The organism is Amycolatopsis ruanii (genome assembly GCF_003385175.1).
In the GTDB taxonomy this organism is placed as follows: domain Bacteria; phylum Actinomycetota; class Actinomycetes; order Mycobacteriales; family Pseudonocardiaceae; genus Amycolatopsis_E; species Amycolatopsis_E thermalba.
In genome coordinates this window covers 15,147-36,444 of sequence record NZ_PQHY01000059.1, presented here as the reverse complement: position 1 = coordinate 36,444, position 21,298 = coordinate 15,147, and the positions used below count along the sequence as shown (strand labels likewise).

General features: G+C 72.2%; 23 protein-coding genes. 16 read left to right on the top strand and 7 right to left on the bottom strand.

Going from position 1 to position 21,298, the window contains the following annotated elements; all coding sequences use genetic code 11:
• Positions 1-81: 81 nt before the first annotated feature.
• Positions 82-681 carry a TetR/AcrR family transcriptional regulator gene (locus D0D28_RS26200; protein ID WP_116113299.1) on the top strand — a complete coding sequence of 200 codons (600 nt, stop codon included), beginning with the start codon at positions 82-84 and terminating at the stop codon, positions 679-681.
• 7 nt (positions 682-688) lie between these two features.
• Here the strand turns inward: D0D28_RS26200 and D0D28_RS26195 are convergent, their stop codons facing one another.
• Positions 689-919: a hypothetical protein gene (locus D0D28_RS26195; protein ID WP_162830623.1), complete on the bottom strand. Its 231-nt coding sequence runs from the start codon at positions 917-919 to the stop codon at positions 689-691.
• Between the two features lie 25 nt (positions 920-944).
• On the bottom strand, positions 945-1,397 hold the full coding sequence (locus tag D0D28_RS26190; RefSeq protein ID WP_094008337.1) for a winged helix-turn-helix transcriptional regulator: 453 nt from the start codon (positions 1,395-1,397) through the stop codon (positions 945-947).
• 38 nt (positions 1,398-1,435) lie between these two features.
• On the opposite strand from D0D28_RS26190, the gene D0D28_RS26185 reads away from it, so the two are divergent.
• Together D0D28_RS26185 and D0D28_RS26180 are read left to right on the top strand one after the other, a co-directional pair.
• Positions 1,436-2,671: an MFS transporter gene (locus tag D0D28_RS26185; RefSeq protein WP_116113297.1), complete on the top strand. Its 1,236-nt coding sequence runs from the start codon at positions 1,436-1,438 to the stop codon at positions 2,669-2,671.
• A 59-nt stretch (positions 2,672-2,730) separates the two neighbouring features.
• Positions 2,731-4,257, top strand: coding sequence for an Nramp family divalent metal transporter (locus D0D28_RS26180; protein WP_094008402.1), 1,527 nt, complete (start codon positions 2,731-2,733; stop codon positions 4,255-4,257).
• On the opposite strand, the gene D0D28_RS26175 is transcribed toward D0D28_RS26180, so the two are convergent.
• Positions 4,254-5,420, bottom strand: a complete 1,167-nt coding sequence (locus D0D28_RS26175; protein ID WP_094008339.1) for a metallophosphoesterase — start codon at positions 5,418-5,420, stop codon at positions 4,254-4,256. The genes D0D28_RS26180 and D0D28_RS26175 overlap by 4 nt on opposite strands.
• Before the next feature lie 101 nt (positions 5,421-5,521).
• Here D0D28_RS26175 and D0D28_RS26170 point away from each other — a divergent pair, with 101 nt between their 5' ends.
• From D0D28_RS26170 to D0D28_RS26155, 4 genes are read left to right on the top strand one after another with little or no spacing between them, the layout of a single operon-like run.
• Entirely contained in the window at positions 5,522-6,937 is a 1,416-nt protein-coding gene (locus D0D28_RS26170) for an ABC transporter substrate-binding protein (protein WP_198958365.1), read from the top strand.
• A 3-nt stretch (positions 6,938-6,940) separates the two neighbouring features.
• Entirely contained in the window at positions 6,941-7,978 is a 1,038-nt protein-coding gene (locus tag D0D28_RS26165) for an ABC transporter ATP-binding protein (RefSeq protein ID WP_094008340.1), read from the top strand.
• 1 nt (position 7,979) lies between these two features.
• The gene (locus tag D0D28_RS26160; protein ID WP_116113294.1) at positions 7,980-8,918 is read left to right on the top strand and encodes a carbohydrate ABC transporter permease; all 939 of its coding nucleotides are present in this window, start codon (positions 7,980-7,982) and stop codon (positions 8,916-8,918) included.
• Positions 8,915-9,796: a carbohydrate ABC transporter permease gene (locus D0D28_RS26155; protein WP_116113291.1), complete on the top strand. Its 882-nt coding sequence runs from the start codon at positions 8,915-8,917 to the stop codon at positions 9,794-9,796. Before D0D28_RS26160 ends, D0D28_RS26155 begins: the two co-directional genes overlap by 4 nt.
• A 27-nt stretch (positions 9,797-9,823) precedes the next feature.
• Here the strand turns inward: D0D28_RS26155 and D0D28_RS26150 are convergent, their stop codons facing one another.
• Positions 9,824-11,380 (bottom strand): BCCT family transporter, encoded by a 1,557-nt coding sequence (locus D0D28_RS26150; protein WP_116113289.1) that lies wholly within the window; start codon positions 11,378-11,380, stop codon positions 9,824-9,826.
• A gap of 26 nt (positions 11,381-11,406) precedes the next feature.
• Positions 11,407-11,892 (bottom strand): flavin reductase family protein, encoded by a 486-nt coding sequence (locus D0D28_RS26145; RefSeq protein ID WP_094008344.1) that lies wholly within the window; start codon positions 11,890-11,892, stop codon positions 11,407-11,409.
• 143 nt (positions 11,893-12,035) lie between these two features.
• On the opposite strand from D0D28_RS26145, the gene D0D28_RS26140 reads away from it, so the two are divergent.
• From D0D28_RS26140 to D0D28_RS26115, 6 genes are read left to right on the top strand one after another with little or no spacing between them, the layout of a single operon-like run.
• Positions 12,036-12,680, top strand: coding sequence for a GntR family transcriptional regulator (locus D0D28_RS26140; protein ID WP_094008345.1), 645 nt, complete (start codon positions 12,036-12,038; stop codon positions 12,678-12,680).
• A gap of 25 nt (positions 12,681-12,705) precedes the next feature.
• A complete protein-coding gene (locus D0D28_RS26135) occupies positions 12,706-13,839 on the top strand; it encodes an LLM class flavin-dependent oxidoreductase (RefSeq protein ID WP_094008346.1) in 1,134 nt (377 codons plus the stop codon).
• A complete protein-coding gene (locus D0D28_RS26130) occupies positions 13,836-14,426 on the top strand; it encodes an amino acid synthesis family protein (protein ID WP_116113287.1) in 591 nt (196 codons plus the stop codon). The genes D0D28_RS26135 and D0D28_RS26130 overlap by 4 nt, the downstream gene beginning before the upstream one ends.
• Positions 14,427-14,978 (top strand): amino acid synthesis family protein, encoded by a 552-nt coding sequence (locus tag D0D28_RS26125; protein ID WP_116113284.1) that lies wholly within the window; start codon positions 14,427-14,429, stop codon positions 14,976-14,978.
• Positions 14,975-15,706 carry an alpha/beta fold hydrolase gene (locus D0D28_RS26120; protein ID WP_116113282.1) on the top strand — a complete coding sequence of 244 codons (732 nt, stop codon included), beginning with the start codon at positions 14,975-14,977 and terminating at the stop codon, positions 15,704-15,706. The genes D0D28_RS26125 and D0D28_RS26120 overlap by 4 nt, the downstream gene beginning before the upstream one ends.
• Positions 15,693-17,171, top strand: a complete 1,479-nt coding sequence (locus tag D0D28_RS26115) for an aldehyde dehydrogenase (protein WP_240323359.1) — start codon at positions 15,693-15,695, stop codon at positions 17,169-17,171. Before D0D28_RS26120 ends, D0D28_RS26115 begins: the two co-directional genes overlap by 14 nt.
• 17 nt (positions 17,172-17,188) lie before the next feature.
• Here the strand turns inward: D0D28_RS26115 and D0D28_RS26110 are convergent, their stop codons facing one another.
• Positions 17,189-17,647, bottom strand: coding sequence for a carboxymuconolactone decarboxylase family protein (locus D0D28_RS26110; protein WP_094008351.1), 459 nt, complete (start codon positions 17,645-17,647; stop codon positions 17,189-17,191).
• A gap of 161 nt (positions 17,648-17,808) precedes the next feature.
• Between D0D28_RS26110 and D0D28_RS26105 the strand changes: the two genes are divergently transcribed.
• Complete coding sequence (locus D0D28_RS26105; RefSeq protein WP_094008352.1) at positions 17,809-18,345, top strand: L,D-transpeptidase; 537 nt, start codon at positions 17,809-17,811, stop codon at positions 18,343-18,345.
• A 30-nt stretch (positions 18,346-18,375) separates the two neighbouring features.
• Here D0D28_RS26105 and D0D28_RS26100 read toward each other — a convergent pair whose 3' ends face one another.
• On the bottom strand, positions 18,376-19,347 hold the full coding sequence (locus D0D28_RS26100) for a magnesium transporter CorA family protein (RefSeq protein ID WP_094008353.1): 972 nt from the start codon (positions 19,345-19,347) through the stop codon (positions 18,376-18,378).
• Positions 19,348-19,498: 151 nt separating this feature from the next.
• Between D0D28_RS26100 and D0D28_RS26095 the strand changes: the two genes are divergently transcribed.
• The gene (locus tag D0D28_RS26095; protein WP_240323358.1) at positions 19,499-20,410 is read left to right on the top strand and encodes a Gfo/Idh/MocA family protein; all 912 of its coding nucleotides are present in this window, start codon (positions 19,499-19,501) and stop codon (positions 20,408-20,410) included.
• A gap of 16 nt (positions 20,411-20,426) precedes the next feature.
• On the top strand, positions 20,427-21,104 hold the full coding sequence (locus D0D28_RS26090) for a GNAT family N-acetyltransferase (RefSeq protein WP_116113312.1): 678 nt from the start codon (positions 20,427-20,429) through the stop codon (positions 21,102-21,104).
• Positions 21,105-21,298: the final 194 nt, after the last annotated feature.

The window sequence follows — 21,298 nt, the reverse complement described above, 5'->3', positions numbered from 1 at the left end:
GGGGCATACTGTAAGAGCCCTCATACATCAACGACGTAAGAGGGCTCTTACATATTCCGGCCGGGGGATGTGATCCACGCCATGGGCGGCAAGTACCACCACGGCAACCTGCGTGACGAGCTCGTCCGGGTGTCCCTCGACCTGATCGCCGAGCGGGGCGTGGCCGGCTTCTCGGTGGCCGAGGTCGCGCGGCGCGCCAAGGTCAGCCCGGGCGCGCCCTACCGGCACTTCCCGGAGCGGGAGAGCCTGCTGGCCGCCGTCGCCGCCACCGTGGCCGGCCAGCTGGCCGGCGAGGTGCGGGCCGCGATCGAGCGGGAGGCCGGCCCGGCCGACGCGCTGGCCGCGGCGGCCGGCGCCTACACCGCCTACCTGATCCGGCGGCGCGCCGGCATGAACCTGATCTACGCCGAGGGCCTGCACGGCCCCGGGCACACCGAGCTGCACGAGAACACCCGCGTGCTGACCGACCAGTTCCTCATGCTGTGCCTGCGCCTGTGCGACGAGCCTACGGAGGCGCTCGAGCTGATGGAGCAGCTGTTCACCCAGGCGCACGGCTACGGCATGTTCTGGCTCGACGGGGTCTTCGTCAAACACGGCTACCCGCCGGAGCAGGTGGTCGCCAAGTCGATCGCGGCGGCCCGGGTGATGATCGAAGGCCACCGCGCCACCACGGGCCGGTAGCGGCCGGTCAGTCCGCGGGGCCCCGCAGGGTCAGCACGACCCGCAGCACGTGCTCGACGGCCGCGGCGAACATCGTGCCGCGCAGTTCCCGCCGCTCGGCCAGGTTGCGGGAGGCGAACTCCAGCACGGTGCCCGGGCCGGCCTTGCGCACCACCAGCTCGGCGATCTCCTCGAGGTCGAGGTCCGGGTGGTCCAGCCGCGTCAGGGCGACCTCCACCAGCAGTTCCTCGTCCGTCACGCCAACCCGCCGCACGCTTCGCACACTACTTGCGCACCGAGGTCGTGTCACTGGTCAGCGGCCGTCCGTCCGCGGCCACCGGGACCACCGGCGGCACGAGCGCGCCCTCCTCGTCGACCAGCACGGAATGCGTCTCCCCGGGCCCGTAGGCGTGCCGCTCACCCCATTGCCGGAGCGTGACGATCACCGGGAACAGGTCCTTGCCCGCCGCGGTGAGCGCGTACACCCGGCGCTTGCCCGACGACGCCTCGACCTGCGTGATCAGGCCGTGCGCGGCGAGCCTGCGGAGCCGGTCGGCGAGGATGTTGCGGGCGATGCCGGTGCGCTGCTGGAACTCGGTGAACGAGCGGGCGCCGTCCATCGCGTCCCGGATGATCAGCAGGCTCCACCGGTCCCCGACCACGTCCGCCGCCCGCGCGACCGGGCAGTCCGGATCCGTCCACACGTGACCCTCCCCTGAGTTGCATTGTGAAACCATTCTGCCCTACTCTCCAAAGAGTTGCAATTTGAAACCGAATGGAGGCGCGGGTGGGCAGGGGAACGAGGCTGCTGCTGGCGGTGGTGTGCGGGGTGGCGGTCGCCGGGGTCTACGCCGGGCAGCCGGTGCTCGGGCCGATGGGGCACGACCTCGGTGTCCCCCGCGATTCGGTCGGCTGGCTGGTGGCCGGCGGGCAGCTCGGCTACCTCGCCGGGCTGGTGCTGCTGGTGCCGCTGGGCGACCTGCTCGACCGCAGGCGCCTCATCGCCGCGCACCTCGGGCTGGTGGCGGCCGGGCTGGCGATCACCGCGGCCGCGCCGGTCGCGTGGATGGCGTTCGGCGGCCTCGCCCTGGCAGGCGCGTTCGCCGTGGTGGTGCAAACCGCCGTCGCCTACGCGGCCGCGATCTCCCCAGCCGGGGAGCGCGGGCGCACCCTCGGCGTCGTCACCTCCGGCGTGGTGGTCGGCATCCTCGGCGCCCGGGTGGTCACCGGAAGCGTGGCGGACGCCTGGGGCTGGCGCGGCAGCTACCTCGCCCTGGCGGTCCTCGCCACCGTCCTCGGCGTGCTCACCCTGGTCGCGCTGCCGCCGGACGTCCGCGCCGGCGGCGAACGGTACGGGCGGATCCTCCGGTCGCTGGCCGGGCTGTTCACCCGGCCGGTGTTCCTCGGCCGCGGGCTGATCGCGTTCTTCCTCTTCGCCTCCTTCGGCACGCTGTGGAGCGGTCTGGCGCTGCCCCTGGCCGGTGCGCCGTGGCACTTCAGCGAGGCGCAGATCGGGCTGTTCGGGGTGGCCGGGCTCGCCGGCGCGCTGGGCGCCGCCCGGTCCGGGCGCTGGGCCGACGCCGGGCACGCGGGCCGGGTCGGCGGCGTCGCGCTGGTCCTGCTGATCGGCTCCTGGCTCGCGATCGGGCAGCTCGGCTGGTCGCTGCCGCTGCTGATCGCCGGGGTGATCGTGCTCGACTTCGCCGTGCAGGCGGTGCACGTCGGCAACCAGCACGTCCTCACGAGCGCCTTCCCCAGCCGCACCAGCAGCACGATCGGCGGCTACATGGTCTTCTACTCGCTCGGCTCGGCGCTCGGCGCCGCCGCGACGACCGCGCTGTTCGACGCCGCGGGCTGGAGCGGCCCCACGCTGCTCGGCGCGGCGTTCGCGCTGTGCGCCCTGGTCACGTGGGCACTCGCCGAACGGCGGGCTGGGCGATCGCGACCCGGCGAGCAGCCACCTGAGCACGTCTCCGGAGCCGAAGGTCACGACTTGCGCGCGACCCCTTGACCCGGCGCACACCCGGGTGCTTACTGCCCGGAAAGTCCGTATCGGGCTCGGAGGTGGTCATGGTCGACGCATCCGGAAGGCCGGTTCCCCCGGCCGCGGTCGGTGAGTACCAGATCGGCGTCAGCAGGCCCCCGCTCGCGGTGGACGACCTGCCGGAGCCGGAGGAGGTGTTCCGGGTCCGCCGCCTCGGCGCGGTGCAGATCGTCCAGTTCGTGATCGGCCCGAGCCTCATCGCGCTGGGCATCTCCATCGGCAGCGGCGAGTGGCTGCTGGGGCCGCAGGCGGTGGGCACGTTCGGGTTCGTCGGGGTCGGCTGGGTCATCACGGTGTCGGCGCTGCTGCAGACCTTCTACAACGTCGAGGTCTCCCGCTACGTCGTCGCCACCGGAGAGGTGCCCATCGTCGGCTTCGGGCGGGTGCCGCCGGGCGCCAAGCTGTGGATCCCGTTCTCCCTGCTGGTGCTGTACTTCGCGTTCATCTTCGGCGGCTGGGCGGCCGGCGCGGGCCAGGGGCTGTTCGCGCTGATCGCCGGGCGGCCGCACCGGCCCGGCGAGCTGGAGTACGTCCGCCTGCTGGGCATCGGGCTGCTGCTGGTGGTCTTCCTGATCACGGTGCTGGCGCGCAAGATCTCCCGCACGCTGGAGCTGGCGAACTGGCTGATGGTCGGCACCCTGCTGCTGGTCCTGCTGGTCGTCACGATCACGGTCGTGCCCGGATCGGTGTGGTGGGACGGCGTGCGCGGCCTGGTGACGCCGGCCGCGCCCCCGGAGGGCATCACCGCGACCCAGCTCGGCGGGCTGGCCGGGTTCACCGCGCTGGCGTCCGGGCTGAACTGGTACGTGATGAACCACTACCGCGACAAGGGTTACGGCATGGGCTACCGCGTCGGGTTCATCTCCGGCCTGCGCGGCGGGCGGACCGAGCTGCGCCACTCCGGCGTGACGTTCCCGGACGACGCGGCGAACACCAGCCGGTGGAAGCGGTGGTACCGGCTGCTGCTGATCGACCTGTGGGGCGTGTTCTTCGTGGGCGCGATGGTCGGCATGCTGCTGCCGACCGTGCTGATGTCGCACATCGTGGCGACCAGCGGGCAACGGCCGACGTCGGCCAACGTCCCGACGTTCACCGCCACCCAGCTCGGCGCCCAGTACGGGTCGTGGATGTTCTACCTGATGCTGGTCGTCGGCGTGCTGGTGCTGTTCTCCACGCAGCTGGGCATCTTCGAGGCGCTGGTGCGCAACTTCACCGACGCCACGCACGCGAGCAGCCCGCGCATCCGCCGCCTCATCGAGGGCGACCCGCGGCGGTTCTACTTCCCGTTCATGCTGGTCGTGCTGGCGGTGATCGCCGGGGCGATGCACCTGGCCCTGCCCACGGACCTGGTCCAGACCTCGGCGAACATGTCGAACCTGGGCGCGCTGATCTTCCCGTTCGCGCTGATGTACCTGAACTCGCGGCTGCCGAAGGCGGCGCGGCCACGGCCGTGGCACTACGTGATCCTGCTGCTGAACTTCGCGTTCTTCGGGTTCTTCTTCATCAACTTCGTGTACGAGCTGTTCACCGGGAGCGCCCTGGTCAAGTTCTAGAGCGACGCCAGGCGGACCACCGTGATGTCGGGCGGGGCGCCGACCCGCACCGGTGGTCCCCACGCGCCCGCGCCGCGGGTGACGTAGAGCTGCGTGCCGCCGTGGCGGGTCAGGCCGGCCAGCGTGTGCTGGATGCCGTCCACCACCAGGTGTCCCGGCCAGAACTGCCCGCCGTGGGTGTGCCCGGACAGCTGGAGGTCGACGCCGTGCGCGACGGCCTGGTCGATGACGATCGGCTGGTGCGCGAGCAGCACCGCGGCCCGGGCGGGGTCGCGGCCGCCGAGCGCCTTGGCGAAGTCCGGGCCTTCCCCTTCGCCGGCGCGGACGTCGTTGACCCCGGCCAGGTCGAAGCCGGGCAGCTCGACGCGCTCGTTGGCGAGCAGCCGCATGCCCAGGGTCCGGACGTGGCCGACCCACTGCCCGGCGCCGGAGATGTACTCGTGGTTGCCGGTCACGAAGAAGGTGCCGTGCCGCGACCGCAGCCCGGCCAGCGGCGCCACCGCGGGCGCGAGGTCCTCGACGTCCCCGTCGACCAGGTCCCCCACCACCGCCACCAGGTCCGGCGACGTGGCGTTGATCGTGTCGACGACGTGCTGCGTGAACCCGCGGCCGAGGAGCGGGCCGACGTGGATGTCGCTGACCACCGCGATCCGGAACCCGTCCGCGCTGCGCGGCAGTTTCGCCAGCGGCACCGTCACGTCCAGCACCCGGGGACCGCTGAACAGGCTGTGCGCGCCGTAGCCGACGGTCCCCGCCACCGCGGCCACCGTTGCGCCGCCCACCACCCGCGACACGAACACCCGCCGCGTCACCGCCGTCTCCTCCGGCACCGGCCCGGCGTCGCGGCGGGCGAGCCACCGGCGCAGTAGCGGCCGCACCACCTCGCCGGCCAGCAGGGCCAGCAGCAGGTACACGCACACCGCCATCCAGACGAACCCCGGCCAGGACACGACCCGCACCAGCCAGTACGGCGCCTCGGCCCGCTCGCTCAGGGGCGCGGCCACCATCAGCACCGGCCCGGCCACGAGCACCCCGGTCGCCACCCGTCGCCACACCGAGCCGCGGGGCAGCGCGTCGCGGACCAGGCGGCGCCAGGCCCACCAGTGGAACGCGGCCACCGCCGCCAGCACGACGACGAACACCAGGGCGATGATCACGACCACGCGAAAGCATCCCAGATCGGTTACGGAGTGTGTTACGGATCACATTACCGCTACACTATCTGGCTACGCTTCCCGAGCCACCCCCACGGGGAGGAGTCGAGATGAACGACTTCCTCGGTTCACGGCACAGCAGGCGGGACGTGCTGCGCGCGGCGGCAGCCCTGACGCTGGGGTCGGCGGCGCTGGGCGCCTGCGCCTCGGAGGAGGATCCCGGCGGCACCGGCACCGCTCCCGGGCAGGCGCCGCAGGAGGTCTTCACCGAGCCCGCCACCAGGCTCTCCGGTGACCTGCGGATCCTGCTGTGGAGCCACTTCGTGCCCAGCCACGACGAGTGGTTCGACCGGTTCGCCCGCGACTGGGGCTCCCGCGTCGGCGTCAACGTCACCGTGGACCACATCGACCAGGCCCAGATCCCGACCCGCATCGCGGCCGAGATCCAGGCCCGGCAGGGACACGACCTGATCCAGTACATCGCGACGCTGTCCCAGTTCGAGCCGAGCGTGCTGGACATGAAGGACCTGGTGGCCGAGGCGAACCGGCGCTGGGGCCGGCAGCTGCCGCTGTGCGAGAAGTCCAGCCGCAACCCGGCCACCGGCAAGTTCTACGCCTACTCCCCCGGCTGGGTGCCCGACCCGGGCAACTACCGCCGCTCGCTGTGGGAACCGGTCGGCCTGCCGAACGGACCGTCCACCTGGGACGAGCTGCTCACCGGCGCCGCGGAGATCAAGCGGAGCAAGGGCGTCCCGCTCGGCCTGGGCATGTCGCAGGAGATCGACTCGAACATGGTGCTGCGGGCACTGATGTGGTCCTACGGCGCGTCGGTGCAGGACGAGAACGAGCGCGTGGTGATCAACTCGCCGGAGACGATCGCGGCGATCGAGTACATGACGCGGCTCTACCAGCAGGCGATGACGCCGGAGGTGTTCTCCTGGAACGCGGCCAGCAACAACCAGGGCCTGGTCGCCGGGAAGCTGTCCTACATCGTCAACTCGATCTCCGCCTGGCGCACCGCGGCCACCTCCAACCCGGACGTCGCCGACGACACGTTCTTCGTCCCGGCGCTGCGCGGGCCGCGGGCCGCACTGGCCGCGCAGCACGTGCTCTACAACTGGATCGTCCCGCAGCACGCCACCGGCGCCGACGCGGCGAAGGAGTTCCTGCTGCACTACACCGCCAACTTCAAGGCGGCCACGTACGCCTCGAAGCTCTACGACTTCTGCGCGTGGTCGGGTCTGACGCCGGAGCTGCCGGGCTGGCTGGCCAGCGACCCGTTCGGCTCGAAGCCGCCGGACAAGCTGAAGCTGCTGGCCGACGCGGTCCCGTGGAGCGCCAACATCGGCCACCCCGGCCCGGCGAGCACCGCGATCGGCGAGGTGTTCAGCACGTTCGTGGTGCCCAACATGTTCGCCAGGGCGGCGCGCGGGGAGATGACGCCGCAGCAGTCGGTGGCCGAGGCCGAGAACCAGGTCAACGCCATCTTCGCGAAGTGGCGTGCGGCCGGGCTCGTCGGCGGTTGAGCCATGGCCGTCGTCGAGGTCCGGGAGCTGGTGAAGGAGTTCGACGGCGGGCGGGTGCACGCCATCGACGGCGTGAGCCTGGCCGCCGCGGCCGGCGAGTACCTGGTGCTGCTCGGCCCCTCCGGGTGCGGCAAGACGACGCTGCTGCGCACCATCGCCGGCCTGGAGCAGCCGACCAGCGGCGACGTCCTGATCGGCGGCCACGTGGTGACCGGGCTGCCGCCGCGGGCGCGGCAGATCGCGATGGTGTTCCAGAGCTACGCGCTCTACCCGCACAAGACGGTGCTGGCGAACATCGTCTTCCCGCTGCGCGCGGCCGGGATGGAGCGGGAGGAGCGGGAGCGCAAGGCGCGGTGGGCGGCCGGGCTGCTGGGCATCGAGCCGCTGCTGAACCGCAAGCCGCGGCAGCTCTCCGGCGGCGAGCGGCAGCGGGTGGCACTGGCCCGCGCGATGGTGCGCGATCCGCAGGTGTTCCTGCTCGACGAGCCGCTGTCCAATCTGGACGCCAAGCTGCGGGCCAGCGCCCGGGACGAGCTGAAGCGCTTCCAGGAGGACCTGGGCACCACCACGATCTACGTCACGCACGACCAGGCCGAGGCGATGGGCCTGGGCGACCGGATCGCGGTGCTCAACGCGGGCCGGGTGGTGCAGACCGGCCCGCCGGTGGAGGTCTACGACGACCCGGCCGACACGTTCGTCGCGACGTTCATCGGCTCCCCGCCGATGAACCTCATCCCGCACGACGGCAGGCTCGTCGGGTTCCGCCCGGAGCACCTGCTGCCGGCCGAGGTGGTGCCCGGCGAGCGGGTGACGGTGCCGCTGGAGGTGGACCGCATGGAGTACCTCTCCGGTGACCGGCACGTCTACGGCACGGTGTCGCGCATCGGCGAGCGCACCCGGGTGGTCGCCCGGCTGCCGGCCACTGTGGACACCCCGATCACCGCCGGGCGGACGCATTCCTTCGCCGTGCCCGCGCGGCGGCTGCGGTTCTTCGACTCCCGGACCGGGCAGCGGGCGGCCCCGGTCCGGCTGGACGGCTGACATGGCGACCACCGCGGACACCGCCACCCGGCCCGGGGTGACTCCGGCGCGGCGCCGGATGGCCGACCGGGACGGCGTGCTGGCGCGGGCGTTCCTGGTGCCGAGCATCCTCTACATCGTGGCGTTGATCGGCGTGCCGTTCGTGCTCGCCATCGCGTTCGCGTTCTCCGACGTGAGCGCGGGCGACCCGTCGTTCGACTGGGTGGGGTTGCGCAACTTCGAGGCCGTGCTGGACGACCCGGTGTTCTGGCGCAGCCTGCGCAACACGTTCCTGTTCACGGTCGTGTCGATGGTGCTGATCGTGCTGCTGGGCAAGGTGCTCGCCAACATCCTCGTCGCCGACTTCCGCGGCAAGTGGGTCGTGCGGTTCCTCGTCCTGCTGCCGTGGACGACGCCGGTGGCGCTGTCGTCGATCTCCTGGCTGTGGCTGCTGGACTCGATCTACTCGCCGATCGACTGGGTGCTGCGGCAGTTCGGCGCGCTCGGCCCGGTGCAGAACGTGTACTGGCTGGGCGAGCCGGACCTGGCGATGGGGTCGCTGATCGCGGTGCACGTGTGGCGGCTGACGCCGCTGGCCGCGGTGATCATGATGGCCGGGCTGATGTCCATCCCGAAGGACATCGACGAGGCGGCCCGCGTCGACGGGGCCGGGTACTGGCGCCGGATGTTCGAGATCACGATTCCGCTGGTGCTGCCGGTGGCCGCGATCGCCGCCCTGTTCGGCGCGATCTTCACGTTCACCGACATGGCCGTGGTCCGGGTGCTCACCCGCGGCGGGCCGAACGACGCCACCCAGGTGCTGGCGAGCTGGGCGTTCTACCGCGGCATCGACGGCGGCGACGTGGCCCAGGGCGCGGTCATCGCGTTGTTCCTGTTCCCGCTGCTGCTCGCCGCCGCGGTGCTCATCCTGCGCGCGGTGCGCCGGATCGAGGTGCGATGACGACCGCGGAGGAGGCCGGCCGGCAGCGGCGCCGCTACGCGCGGCGGCACGTCTCGGCGCGCATCGGGCTGTACCTCGCGGCGGTGCTGGCCGCCCTGGTCTGCGCGGCGCCGTTCCTGTGGAGCCTGATCACCGCCTTCAAGCAGAACCGGGACCTGTACAACCCGCTCAACAACCCGTTCCTGTTCAACCGGCCGCCGACGAGCGACCACGTCACCTACCTGTTCACCGACACCGCGTTCGGCACGTTCGTGCTCAACACCCTGCTGGTCGGGGTGCTGGTCGTGCTGATCACGCTCGCGTTCGGGCTGCCCGCGGCGTACGCGCTGGCGCGGCTGGACCGGCCGTGGTCCGGTCCCATGGCGATCGGGATCTTCCTCGTGTACCTGGTGCCGCCGAGCCTGCTGTTCCTGGCGTTGTCGCGGATGGTGGTGGCGGTCGGGCTGCAGGACTCGACGTGGTCGCTGGTGCTGGTCTACCCGACGATCACGATCCCGGTGTCGACGTGGCTGCTGATGGGGTTCCTCAAGACGATCCCGAAGGACATCGAGGAACAGGCGATGGTCGACGGGTACAGCCGGGTGGGCGCGTTCCTGCGGGCGGTGGTGCCGCTGGCGTTCCCCGGCATCGTCGCGGTGGTGGTGTTCGCGTTCACCCTGACCGCCAGCGAGTTCATCTACGCGCTGGCGTTCGTCGCGCCGACGGGCCAGATGCCGGTCAGCACGGGAGTCCCGACGCAACTCATCCGCGGCGACGTGTTCTTCTGGCAGTCACTCCAGGCCGCGACGGTGCTCGTGGCGGTGCCGATCGCGTTCGTGTTCAACTGGTTCCTGGACCGCTTCGTCGCGGGGTTCACGATGGGCGCGGTCAAGGAGTGATCGTCACGTCGCGGCGGGGCGGTGGCCCTAGCTGACCGGCGTCCGTTCCAGCTCCGTCTCCAGCTCCTCCGCCAGGACCTCCTCCCGCGGCTCGGCTCGCAGCTCCTTCCAGAAGGACACCGCGAGCAGCACCAGCAGCACCACGAACGGCGCGCTGGTGATGATCACCGTCGTCTGCAGGGCGTTCAGTCCGCCGGCCAGCAGGAGCACCACCGCGGTCACCCCGGTGAGCACGCCCCACACCACGAGCACCGCCCGCTTCGGCCGTTCCACCCCGTGCGAGGACAGCATCGCCAGCACGTAGGTGTTCGCGTCGGCGCCGGAGACGAAGAACAGCGCCACCAGCACGATCGCGACGAACGACGTCACCCCCGCCAGCGGGAACTGCCCCAGCGTCGCGAAGATCGCGTCCCCCGCCGACGATCCCGCGATGTCCGCGCCGTGGAAGTAGTCCCGCTCGATCGCCGATCCGCCGAACACCGCGAACCACGCGAAGAACACCGTGCTGGGCACCGCGAGCACCGCCACCACGAACTCGCGGATGGTGCGGCCGCGGGAGATCCGCGCCAGGAACACGCCGACGAAGGCGCCCCACGAGATCCACCACGCCATCATGAAGTAGGTCCAGCTCTGCATCCACGGCAGATCACCGAACGCGCTGGTCTTCAGGCTCATCCCGAAGAACCCGTCGGCGTAGGCGCCGACCGACTCCACGAACAGGTTCACCACGAACACGGTCGGCCCCACCGCGAGCAGGAACACGAACAGCAGCGCCGCCAGGCCCATCGTCGTCTCGGACAGGAACCGGATGCCCTTGTGCACGCCGGTCACCGCGGACAGCGTGAACAACCCGGTGACCGCCACGATGATCAGCACCTGCACCAGGGTGGTCGACGGCACGCCCCACAGCGTGGTGAGCCCGCTGTTCATCTGCACCGCGCCCAGGCCGAGCGAGGTCGTCGTGCCGAACATCGTCGAGAAGATCGCCAGGACGTCGATCGCCTTGCCCAGCCACCCGTCGACCCGGCGCCCGAGCACCGGCCGCAGCATCGGGCTCACCAGGCCGCGGCGGCCCTTGCGGTAGGTGGAGAACCCGATCGCCAGTCCGAACACCCCGAAGATCGCCCAGGCGTGCAGGCCCCAGTCGAAGTAGGAGTACTGCAGCGCCAGCAACGCCGGCTCCCGGCTGCCCGGCGCGGCCAGGTCGTGCGGGGGCGCGGCGAAGTGCGCGATCGGCTCGGCGACCCCGTAGGAGATCAGCCCGACGCCCATCACCGCCGCGAGGATCATCGCGTACCAGGACCAGCGGCTGAACTCCGGCCGGTCGCCGGGGCCGCCGAGCCGCCCGCGCCCGTGCCGGGAGCAGGCCAGGTACACCAGGAACAGCAGCATCGCCAGGCTCACCACCAGGTAGGCCCAGCCGAAACCGCCGGTCAGCCAGTCCAGCGCCATCGAGCTGACCGTCGTGAGGTTCTCGGTGAACACGCTCGCCCACACGACGAACAACGCGCAGATGCCGACCGAGACGTAGAACACCGATCCGAGTTTCCCGCTCGCGCGCGGGCCCGATCGCCGGAGAGCCATGGGTGCTCCTTGGGAGGGAGGAGGGGTCAGGCCGGGATCGGCACCAACCCGGAGGGGTCGAACAGCCGTCCCGCGCGGTAGACCAGCGCGGGGGCGTCGGTGGCCGCCGCCTCGACGACACGGCCGAAGAACACGGTGTGGCTGCCGGCGTCCCGGCGTTCGGTCACCTCGGCCTCGGCGGCCGCGGCGACGCCGTCGAGCAGCGGGCTGCCGTGCGGGCCGGGACGCCAGGACAGCGTGGCGAACTTGTCGGCGGCCTTGCTCGCGAACACCGCGACCACGTCCGCCTGGTCCGCGGCGAGGATGTTGACCGCGAAGTGCCCGGCGCGCAGCAGCGCGCCGTGGGTGGTGGAGCTCTTCTGCACGCACACCAGGACGGTCGGCGGGTCCAGCGAGACGCTGCAGAACGCGTTCACCGCGAGGCCGCGCGGCCGGCCGTCGTCGAGGGTGGTGACGACGGTGACTCCGGTGGTGAAGGTCCGGTGGAGTTGGCGTACCACGTCAGCTTGCATGCCAGAGGACGGTAAGCGGGGCCACACTGAGATGTCAACGATTCCGTGTGAAGTGGCTCGTGACCACGGGATTGCCTGCGATCACAAGCTGTTTGCGCCGCGATCGTTGACGAGCCCGCCCGGCGCGGGTTAGCGTCTCTGCCATGCAAGAAGTTCGTCGCGGGGCGCGGGCCCGCGTCCTCGACCAGTTGCGCGACGCGATCATCAAGGGCGAGTACCCGCCCGGCAGCGCGCTCTCCGAGGGCACGCTCGCCGAGACCTACGGCACCAGCCGGACCCCGATCCGGGAGGCCATCCAGCAGCTGCAGTCCGAGGGGCTGGTCGAGGTCGTCCCCCGGGTGGGCACGTTCGTGCGCGAGCCGTCCCGGCGCGAGCTGGGCGAGTTGTTCGAGCTGAAGTCGGTGCTGGAGGGCCTGGGCGCGAACCTGCTGGCCCGCCGCGGCCGCGTCGCCGAGACCGAGCTGCTCGAGGCCAACGTCGAGGAGTCCCGGCTGGCCGTGGCCCGGGGCGACGTGGAGCGGTACGCGAAGCTGGTGCACGACTTCCACGGCCTGCTCATCCAGGGCGCGGACAGCCGCAAGCTCGCCGACCACTACCAGATCCTGATGAACCAGCTGGCATACCACCGGATCGTCGTGTCCACGCTGCGGCACCCGGGCCGGCTCGGCGCCTCGCTCAACGAACACCACCTCGTCCTGGAACGAATCCTGGAAAAGGACGGCTTCGGCGCGGAAGCGGCGATGCGCGATCACGTGCGCTCGTCCCAGCGCGAAGCCATGACCGACTGACCCACCATCCACTTCGGAGGCACGCATGCGGTTTTCGATCTTCCACAACCTCGGCGCACCCGGCCGCCTCGACGACTACGCCCAGGTGATGAACGAGGCCCGCGAGTTCGCCCGGGCCGCCGACGAGGGCGGCTACTGGTCGATCTGGTACACCGAGCACCACTTCGGCCACGAAGGCTTCGAGATCACCGCCAACCCGGTGCTGATGGGCGCGGACATCGCCGCGCGCACCTCCCGCATCCGCATCGGGCAGGCCGCCAACATCGCGACGTTCTGGCACCCGCTGCGCCTGGCGGAGGACATCGCGTTCCTGGACCAGGCCTCCGGCGGCCGCGTCGAGGTCGGCCTGGGCCGCGGGCTCTACGGGCGGGAGGCGCTCAACCTCAACTCGCTGGCCGATCCGCGCGACCAGGAACAGAACCGCGCGCTGTACGAGGAGACCGTGGAGATCCTCAAGAAGGCGTGGAGCAACGAGTTCTTCGAGCACTCGGGGCAGTTCTACACGTTCCCGGAGCCGGGCGTGAAGTGGAACCACCCCATGTCGCCGGCCACGCCGGAGTACACCTCGGACGGTGTGATCACCAAGCTGGCGGTCACGCCGCGGCCGTTCCAGCGCCCGCACCCGCCGCTGTGGCAGGTCATCGACAGCCCGCGCTCGATCGTCAGCGCGGCCAAGCAGGGTGTCCAGGGCCTGTTCTGGATGCCGCCGGTGTCGGCGCTCAAGGACCGCTTCGCGCTCTACCGGGACACCGCGAGCGAGGCCAGCGGGCGCGAGTACGCGCTGGGCGAGGGCATCGGCCTGGTGCGCGACGTGTTCGTCGCCGACACCATGGAGCAGGCGCGAGCGCGGTTCGAAGAGGCCGTGATGACCTCGTACCAGTGGATCCTGCACTTCCGCGGCCTGGGCAACCTGATGGAAGCCGGCGAGGAGCTGACCCCGGACCACCGGCTGTCCTACGACTTCCTGGCCGACCGCAACCTGCTCGTCGGCACTCCCGACTACGTGGCCGAGAAGATCTCGGAGCTGCGCAGCGAGCTGAACCTGGAGCACCTGCTGCTGTGGACCACGCACCCGGGCCTGGAGCACCGCCACGCGATGCGCAGCCTGGAGCTGTTCACCGAGAAGGTCATGCCGCGGTTCACCGGGTCGGGTTCATGACCCTGCGCAAGCTGGTCACGGTCACCGAGGAGATCGTCACCGAGGCGGGCGCGCCGGCCACGTCACCCACCCGGCCCGCCGCCGCGGCGGCCGTGATCACCAACCCGTGGGCGGGCCGCGGGCTCGTCGGCGACCTGGGCCCGGAGGCCGCGCGCACCGCTCCCCTGCTCGCCCAGCGCCTCACCCGCGCGCTGGAGGCCGCGCTCGGCGGCCGGATCGCGGCGTTCGGCAAGGCGGCGATCGTCGGGCTGGACGGCGAGATCGAGCACGGCGCGGCCCTGATCCACACCCCCTACTTCGGCAACATCCTGCGGGAGCTCGTCGACGGAACGTCCATCGTGGTCTTCTCCGACGAGCGCGGCCCGGCCGGCACGGCGCTGACCGTGCCGGTGTGGCACAAGACCGCCGCGGCCACCCGGTCGCACTACCAGACCGTGCAGGTGCGGGTGCCGGACGCGCCGCGCGGCGACGAGATCGTCGTCATCGCGGCGGCCGCGAGCGGGCCGCGCCCGCACGCGCGCATCGGCGACCGCACCACCGATCCGGCCGTGAGCCTGGACATCCTCGAGGACCTGGAGAGCGTCTAAGTGAAACTGCGCAAGATCGTCACCCTGACCGAGGACCTGCACCGCGAGGGCGAGCGGCCGGTCGACCCCGTCGCCCGCACCGCGGTGGTGCTGGCCGTGATCGAGAACCCGTGGGCGGGCCGCGGTTACGTCGCCGACCTGCTGCCGGTCATCGACGAGGTGGCCCCCGTGCCCGCCGCGCTGCTCGCGCCGCGCGTGGCCGAGGCGCTCGGCGCGCCCATCGAGGCCTACGGCAAGGCCGCGATCGTGGGCCTGGACGGCGAGATCGAGCACGGCTCCGGCCTGATCCACACGCTCAAGTTCGGTGACCACTTCCGCAAGGTCGCCGAGGCGACCACCCTGCTGCCGGCGGTGGAGAAGCGCGCGCCCGCCGGGGTCGTGTTCGACATCCCGCTCAAGCACGTCACCGACGCGACGATCCGGTCGCACCACCAGACCGTCGAGGCCCGCGTGCCCGACGCGCCGCGCCCGGACGAGATCGTCGTCGGGCTCGCCGCCGCCGCGCAGGGCAGGCCGCTCGCGCGCCTGGCGCCGCTGTCCAGCGAGCAATGAGCCCGCTGCTCCTGCTGCACGGGGTCGGGCTCGACCACCGCATGTGGGACCGCTGCCTGCCCGCGCTGCGGCGGCGGCACCGGGTGAGCGCGCCCGACCTGCCCGGGCACGGCAGCGCCGCACCGGCCGGCGGCGGGATCACGGTGTCCGATCTCGCCGCGGCGGTACGGCCCGCCGAACCCGCGCACGTCGTGGGCTTCTCGCTCGGCGCGCTGGTGGCGCAGTGCCTCGCCGTCGAGGAGCCGGGGCTGGTGCGGTCGCTGACCCTGGTCAGCTCGGTGGCGCGCCGGACGCCGGAGCAGGCCGCCGCGGTGCGGGCCCGGCTGGCGGCGGCGCAACGATCACCGGCGGAGACCGCGGACGCCGCGATCGGCCGGTGGATGTCGCCGGAGTGGCGGGCGGCCGAGCCGGAGCTGGCCGGTGAGCTGCGCAGGACGTTGCTGGGCAACGACCACGCGTCGTACCTGGCCTGCTATCGCGTGTTCGCCACGGCTGACGAATGGCTGTGGCCGCGGATCGGCGGGATCACCGCGCCCACGCTCGCGGTCACCGGCGCGGCCGATCCGGGGTCCACCCCGGAGATGACGCGTCTGCTGGCGTCGCGGATCCCCGGCGCGCGGGCGGTGGTCGTGCCCGGCGCGCAGCAGCTGCTGCCGCTGGAGGAGCCGGACCTGCTGACCGAGGAGATCCTGAGCCACACCGAGGAGGCTGACCGTGGACAGCTTTGACCACTACATCGGCGGCGAGTGGACCGCCCCGGCCGGCGGCGAGTACTTCCCGAGCGTCAACCCGGCCACCGCGAAGCCCTGGTACGAGGCCGCGCGCGGGACCCGGGCCGACGTGGACCGGGCGGTCGCCGCGGCGCGGGCGGCGTTCGAGGCGCCGTCGTGGCGGGACCTGTCGCAGACCGCGCGGGGGCGGCTGCTGCGGCGGCTGGCGGACAAGATCGGCGAGCACGCCGAGGAGCTGGCGCGCACCGAGACGCTCGACAACGGCAAGCTGCTGCGCGAGATGCGGTCGCAGCTGGCGAGCATCCCGGAGTACTTCCACTACTACGCCGGATACGCGGACAAGATCTCCGGCGACGTGATCCCCGCGGCGAGCCGGGACATCCTCAACTACACGATGCGCGAGCCGGTCGGGGTGGTCGGCGCGATCACGCCGTGGAACTCGCCGCTGCTGCTCACCGCCGCGAAGCTGGCCCCGGCGCTCGCGGCGGGCAACACGGTCGTGGTGAAGCCGTCGGAGCACACCTCGGCGTCGCTGCTGAAGCTGGCGCCGCTGTTCGACGCAGCCGGGTTCCCGCCGGGCGTGGTCAACGTGGTCACCGGGTTCGGCGCCGAGGCCGGGGCGCCGCTGGTGGAGCACCCGGACGTGGCGAAGGTGACCTTCACCGGCAGCACGGCCACCGGCGCACGGATCGCCGCCGCCTGCGGGTCCCGGTTCGTGCCGGTCACGCTGGAGCTGGGCGGGAAGTCGCCGAACATCGTCTTCGCCGACGCCGACCTGCGCGCGGCGGCGATGGGGATCATCGCGGGCGTGTTCGCCGCGGCCGGGCAGACGTGCATCGCGGGCAGCCGGGTGTTCCTGCAGCGCGCGGTGTACGACGAGGTGCTGGAGCTGGTGTGCGAGCGGGCCGGGACGATCCGGATCGGCGACCCGCTGGAGCCGGAGACCGAGCTGGGGCCGGTCGCGTTCGCCGGTCAGCTGGACAAGATCGAGGAGTACGTGCGGATCGGGGTGGCCGAGGGCGGGCGCCTGCTGGCCGGCGGCCGGCGCCCGGAGACCGGCCGGGACGGGTTCTTCTACAGCCCGACGGTGTTCGTGGACACCGACAACGCGATGCGCATCTGCCAGGAGGAGATCTTCGGCCCGGTGGTGACGGTGATGCCGTTCGACACCGAGGAGGAGGTCGTGCGCCTGGCCAACGCGACCAGCTACGGCCTGGCGGCGGGCGTGTGGACGCGGGATCTGGCGCGGGCGCACCGGATGGCCTCGGCGCTGGAGGCGGGCACCGTGTGGGTGAACACCTACCGGGCGATGGCGCCGATGTCCCCGCGGTCCGGCTTCAAGGCGAGCGGGCTCGGGGTGGAGCACGGGACCGAGGTGCTGCGCGAGTACACGCGCGTGAAGAGCGTGTGGATCAACACCGGCGAAGAGGAGGCGCGGGACCCGTTCGTGCTGCGCTCGTGAGGGTCCCGCGCCGGTCCCTACCAGGTGGTGCCCGCGGGTTCCTTGATGGTCACGTTGATGCGGTTGAACAGGTTCGTCAGCGCGATCGCCAGGATCAGCCCGGACAGCTGCCGCTCGTCGAAGTGGTCGGCGGCGTCGTCCCAGACCCGGTCCGGCACGCCCTCCCGGGAGAGGTCGGCCAGGCGGGTGGCGTGCTCGGCCAGCTCGAGCGCGGCCCGCTCGGCGTCGCTGTAGAAGGGCGCTTCCCGCCAGGCCGCGACGTTGAAGATGCGCTCGTCGGTCTCCCCCGCCTTGCGCGCCTCGGCGACGTGCCCGTACACGCACGCCGCGCATCCGTTGATCTGGCTCACCCGCAGCCCGGTGAACTCGCGCACCGCGGCGGGCAGCCCGCTGTCGTTGACAGCCTTCAGCAGCGTGCCGATGCCCTTCATCCCGTCGGGCAGTACGTAGGCCGGGTTCTTCATCCGTGTGGTCATGGTGTCCTCCTCGGTTCACCGGTCTGACGGATGGCCGCCCGGAAGTGTGACCGGAGGCCGCCAAACCCCGCCCGGGGATCTTTCACCCGAATTCGTGGATATCGGCCGGAATCCGCCGCATTCCCGGGTCCGGGACTGCTCACCCTCGCTAGGGTGCGGCCGTGGCACCGCTTCGCTCCCCCGCGCGCCAGGCCTGCTGGACCACCCTCGCCGCGCTCACCCTCGCCGCCGGGTGGGCCGTGCTGGAGGCCGCGCCGGCCGAGACCGCCGCCGCGCCCGCCGCCCGTCCGGTTCCGCCGCCGATGCCGCTGTCCAGCACCGCGCCGCCGGCCCCGCGCACCGAACTGTGCCCGGACACCGCCCGCGCCTGCGTCGACGAGGAGCGGCGCGTGGCCTGGCTCCAGCACGACGGCGAGGTCACCCACGGCCCGGTCGCGATCATGCCCGGCGACCCCGGCGCCCCGGACTCCGTCGCCACCCCGCGCGGTGTCTTCCGCGTCGAGTGGAAGGACGCCGAGCACACCAGCGCCGAGTTCGGCGACCCGATGAACCACTCGGTGTTCTTCGCCCCCGGCGGGATCGCCTTCCACGAGGGCAGCCTGGACACCCCGTCGCACGGGTGCGTCCACCTGTCGGCGCGGGACGCCGCCCTCTTCTACGACGCCCTGCCGGTGGGCGCCGAGGTCGCGGTGTTCTGACCGCCCGGTCCGGCATCGAGGCCGGACGGCTCACAGCCAGTCGCGCCGCTTGAACATCGCGTACAGCGCGCCGGACAGCGCCACGATCACGGCGGTGGACAGCCAGAACCCCCACGGCTGCTCGAACCCGGGATAGGGCACGTTCTGCCCGTAGAACCCGGTGATGGCCGTGGGCACCGCGATGATCGCCGCCCAGCTGGTCACCTTCTTCATGATCAGGTTGAGCCGGTTGCCCTGCAGGCTCAGCTGCGTCTCGCGGATCGTGGTGACCAGGTCCCGCAACGATTCGGTCCACTCCGAGGCACGCAGCACGTGGTCGTAGACGTCCTGGTAGTACGGCATCAGCATCTCGTCGACGAGGTGGTGGTCGCGGCGCATCAGCGAGTTCACCACCTCGCGCATCGGCAGCACGACCCGCCGCAGCGACACCAGGCTCTTGCGCAGCCGCAACGACCGGCGCTGCATGCCGGTGTGGTCGACGTGCTCGGCGAACACCCCGTCCTCGAGCGACTCGATCTGGTCGTCCATCGCCTGCACCGCCTCGAAGTGGGTGTCCACGATGTAGTCCAGCAGCCCGTGCACGAGGAAGCCGACGCCGCCCTTGGCGAGGTCGGCGGAGGCGTCCCAGCGGTCCACGACCGCCTCGATGTCGAAGTGCTCGTCCTTGCGGACGGTCACCAGCGCGCGATCGGTGAGGAACGCGGCCAGCTCACTGGAACTCAGCACGCCGGTCCCGGTGTCCAGCCGCACGGCGTAGGCGGTCAGGAACGCGTGGCTGGAGTACCGGTCGAGCTTGGGCCGCTGGTGCTCGTGCACCGCGTCCTCGACGGCGAGCCGGTGCAGGCCGAGCTCTTCGCTGATGGTCGCCAGGTCGGCCTCGGTCGGTGCGGCGAGGTCGAGCCACACCACCGTCGCCGGATCCTGGAGATACTCGGACATTTCGGCCGCCGGGAAGTTCTCGGCCTCGAGAACGCCGTGGCGGTACACGCGGGTGCGAGCCATGCCCCCACGCTAGGCTGTGCGCCGGACGACCGCGCACCGGAGTACCTGGGGGTTTCTCGGTGGAACCACTCCGCATCGGCATCCTGGGCGCGCGGCGCGCATCGCCGGGACCGCCATCGCCGCGCCGGCCCGCGAAACCGGGCACCGGCTGGTGGCCGTCGCCGCGCGGGACCGCGCCCGCGCCGAGGCGTTCGCCGCCGGGCACGGTGTGGAACGGGTCGCCGCCTCCTACGCCGAGCTGCTCGCCGACGACGAGATCGACGTGATCTACAACCCGCTGCCGAACGGGCTGCACGGGCCGTGGAACCTCGCCGCGGTGCGCGCCGGGAAGCACGTGCTGACCGAGAAACCCTTCGCCGCCAACGCCGAAGAGGCCCGCCAGGTGGCCGAGGCGGCGGAGGAGGCCGGGGTGTGCGTCATGGAGGCGTTCCACTACCTCTACCACCCGGTTCTGCCGCGGCTGCACGAGATCCTGGACTCCGGCGAGCTGGGTGAGCTGCGCCGCGCCGAGGCCGAGTTGCTGATCCCCGCGCCCGCCGACGGCGACCCGCGGTGGTCGTTCGAGCTGGCGGGCGGCGCGCTGATGGACGTCGGCTGCTACGGGTTGCACGCGCTGCGCGGGCTCGCGCCGTGGGCGGGCGGCGCGGCGGAGCTGAAGTCGGCGAGCGGGACGGCGCGGCGGCCCGGGGTGGACCAGGCGATGGACGCGCGGCTGGCGTTCCCCGGTGGGGCGGCCGGAACCGTGCGCTGCGACATGGCCGCGGGCGAGGTCCGGTTCGGCCTGCGGCTGACCGGCACCCGAGGTGCGGCGACCGCGGTGAACTTCGTGCGCCCGGACACCGACGACCGGATCCTGGTGGGCGACCGGGTCGAGCACCTCGGGCGGCGCCCGTCGTACTCGTACCAGCTGGAGGCGTTCGCGGCGTACGTGCGGGAGGGTGCGCCGCCGCGCAACGGCCTGGCGGACGCGGTCGCGACGATGACACTGGTCGACGAGTGTTACCGGGCCGCCGGGTTCGGTGTGCGTCCCCGCTCACGTGTGGCACCGGCGGCGGGTGGGTGACCGGTACCGTCGGGGCGTGAGTTCTCCCCTGGACAACCCGGCCTACGCGTCGCTGACCGGACCGCACGCGCGGTTCGCCGAGTCGCACGGGACCGCGGTGCGGTACGACCCCGCGGTCTCGCCGTGGGCGGGCATGCCGGACGACGCGGACGAAACGGCGTGGAAGGACCTGGCCGAGCTGGCCGCCGAGGGCGGTGTGCTGTCGCTGCCCGGGCCGCGGCTGCCGGCGCCGGCGGGCTGGGCGGTGGAGTTCGCCGTGCCGGGCGTGCAGATGGTGGCCGGGCCGATGGAGACCGCGCCGGACCCGGAGGCGGTGCGGCTGACGGCGGCGGACGTGCCGGACATGCTGGCGCTGGCCGCGCGGACGCGGCCGGGGCCGTTCCTGCCGCGCACGGTCGAGCTGGGCACCTACCTCGGCTTCCGCCGCGCGGGACGGCTGATCGCGATGGCCGGGGAGCGCCTGCACCCGCCGGGGTACACCGAGATCAGCGCGGTCTGCACGGACGCGGAGTTCCGCGGGCAGGGGCTGGGGACGCGGCTGGTGCTCGCGGTGGCGCACGGAATCCGGGAACGCGGCGAAACCCCGTTCCTCCACGCGGCGGCGGACAACACGAGCGCGATCCGCCTGTACGCGGCGCTGGGCTTCCGCCTGCGACGGGAGATCGACTTCGTCGGGGTGCGGGTACCCGCCTGAGCCGGGGACTTCGTGGGCGCGCGGGGGCCCGCCTGAGACGGGGTCCGGACTTCGTCGGCGTACGCGCGCCCGCCCGAGCCGGGGTCAGGCGGGCGCCGGCCAGCGCATGCGGGACCACGGCAACGCCAGGCCCGCCCGGGTGGCCGGCTCCACCGGCGCCAGGGACGCCACCGGCACCGCCTCGGCGGCGGATG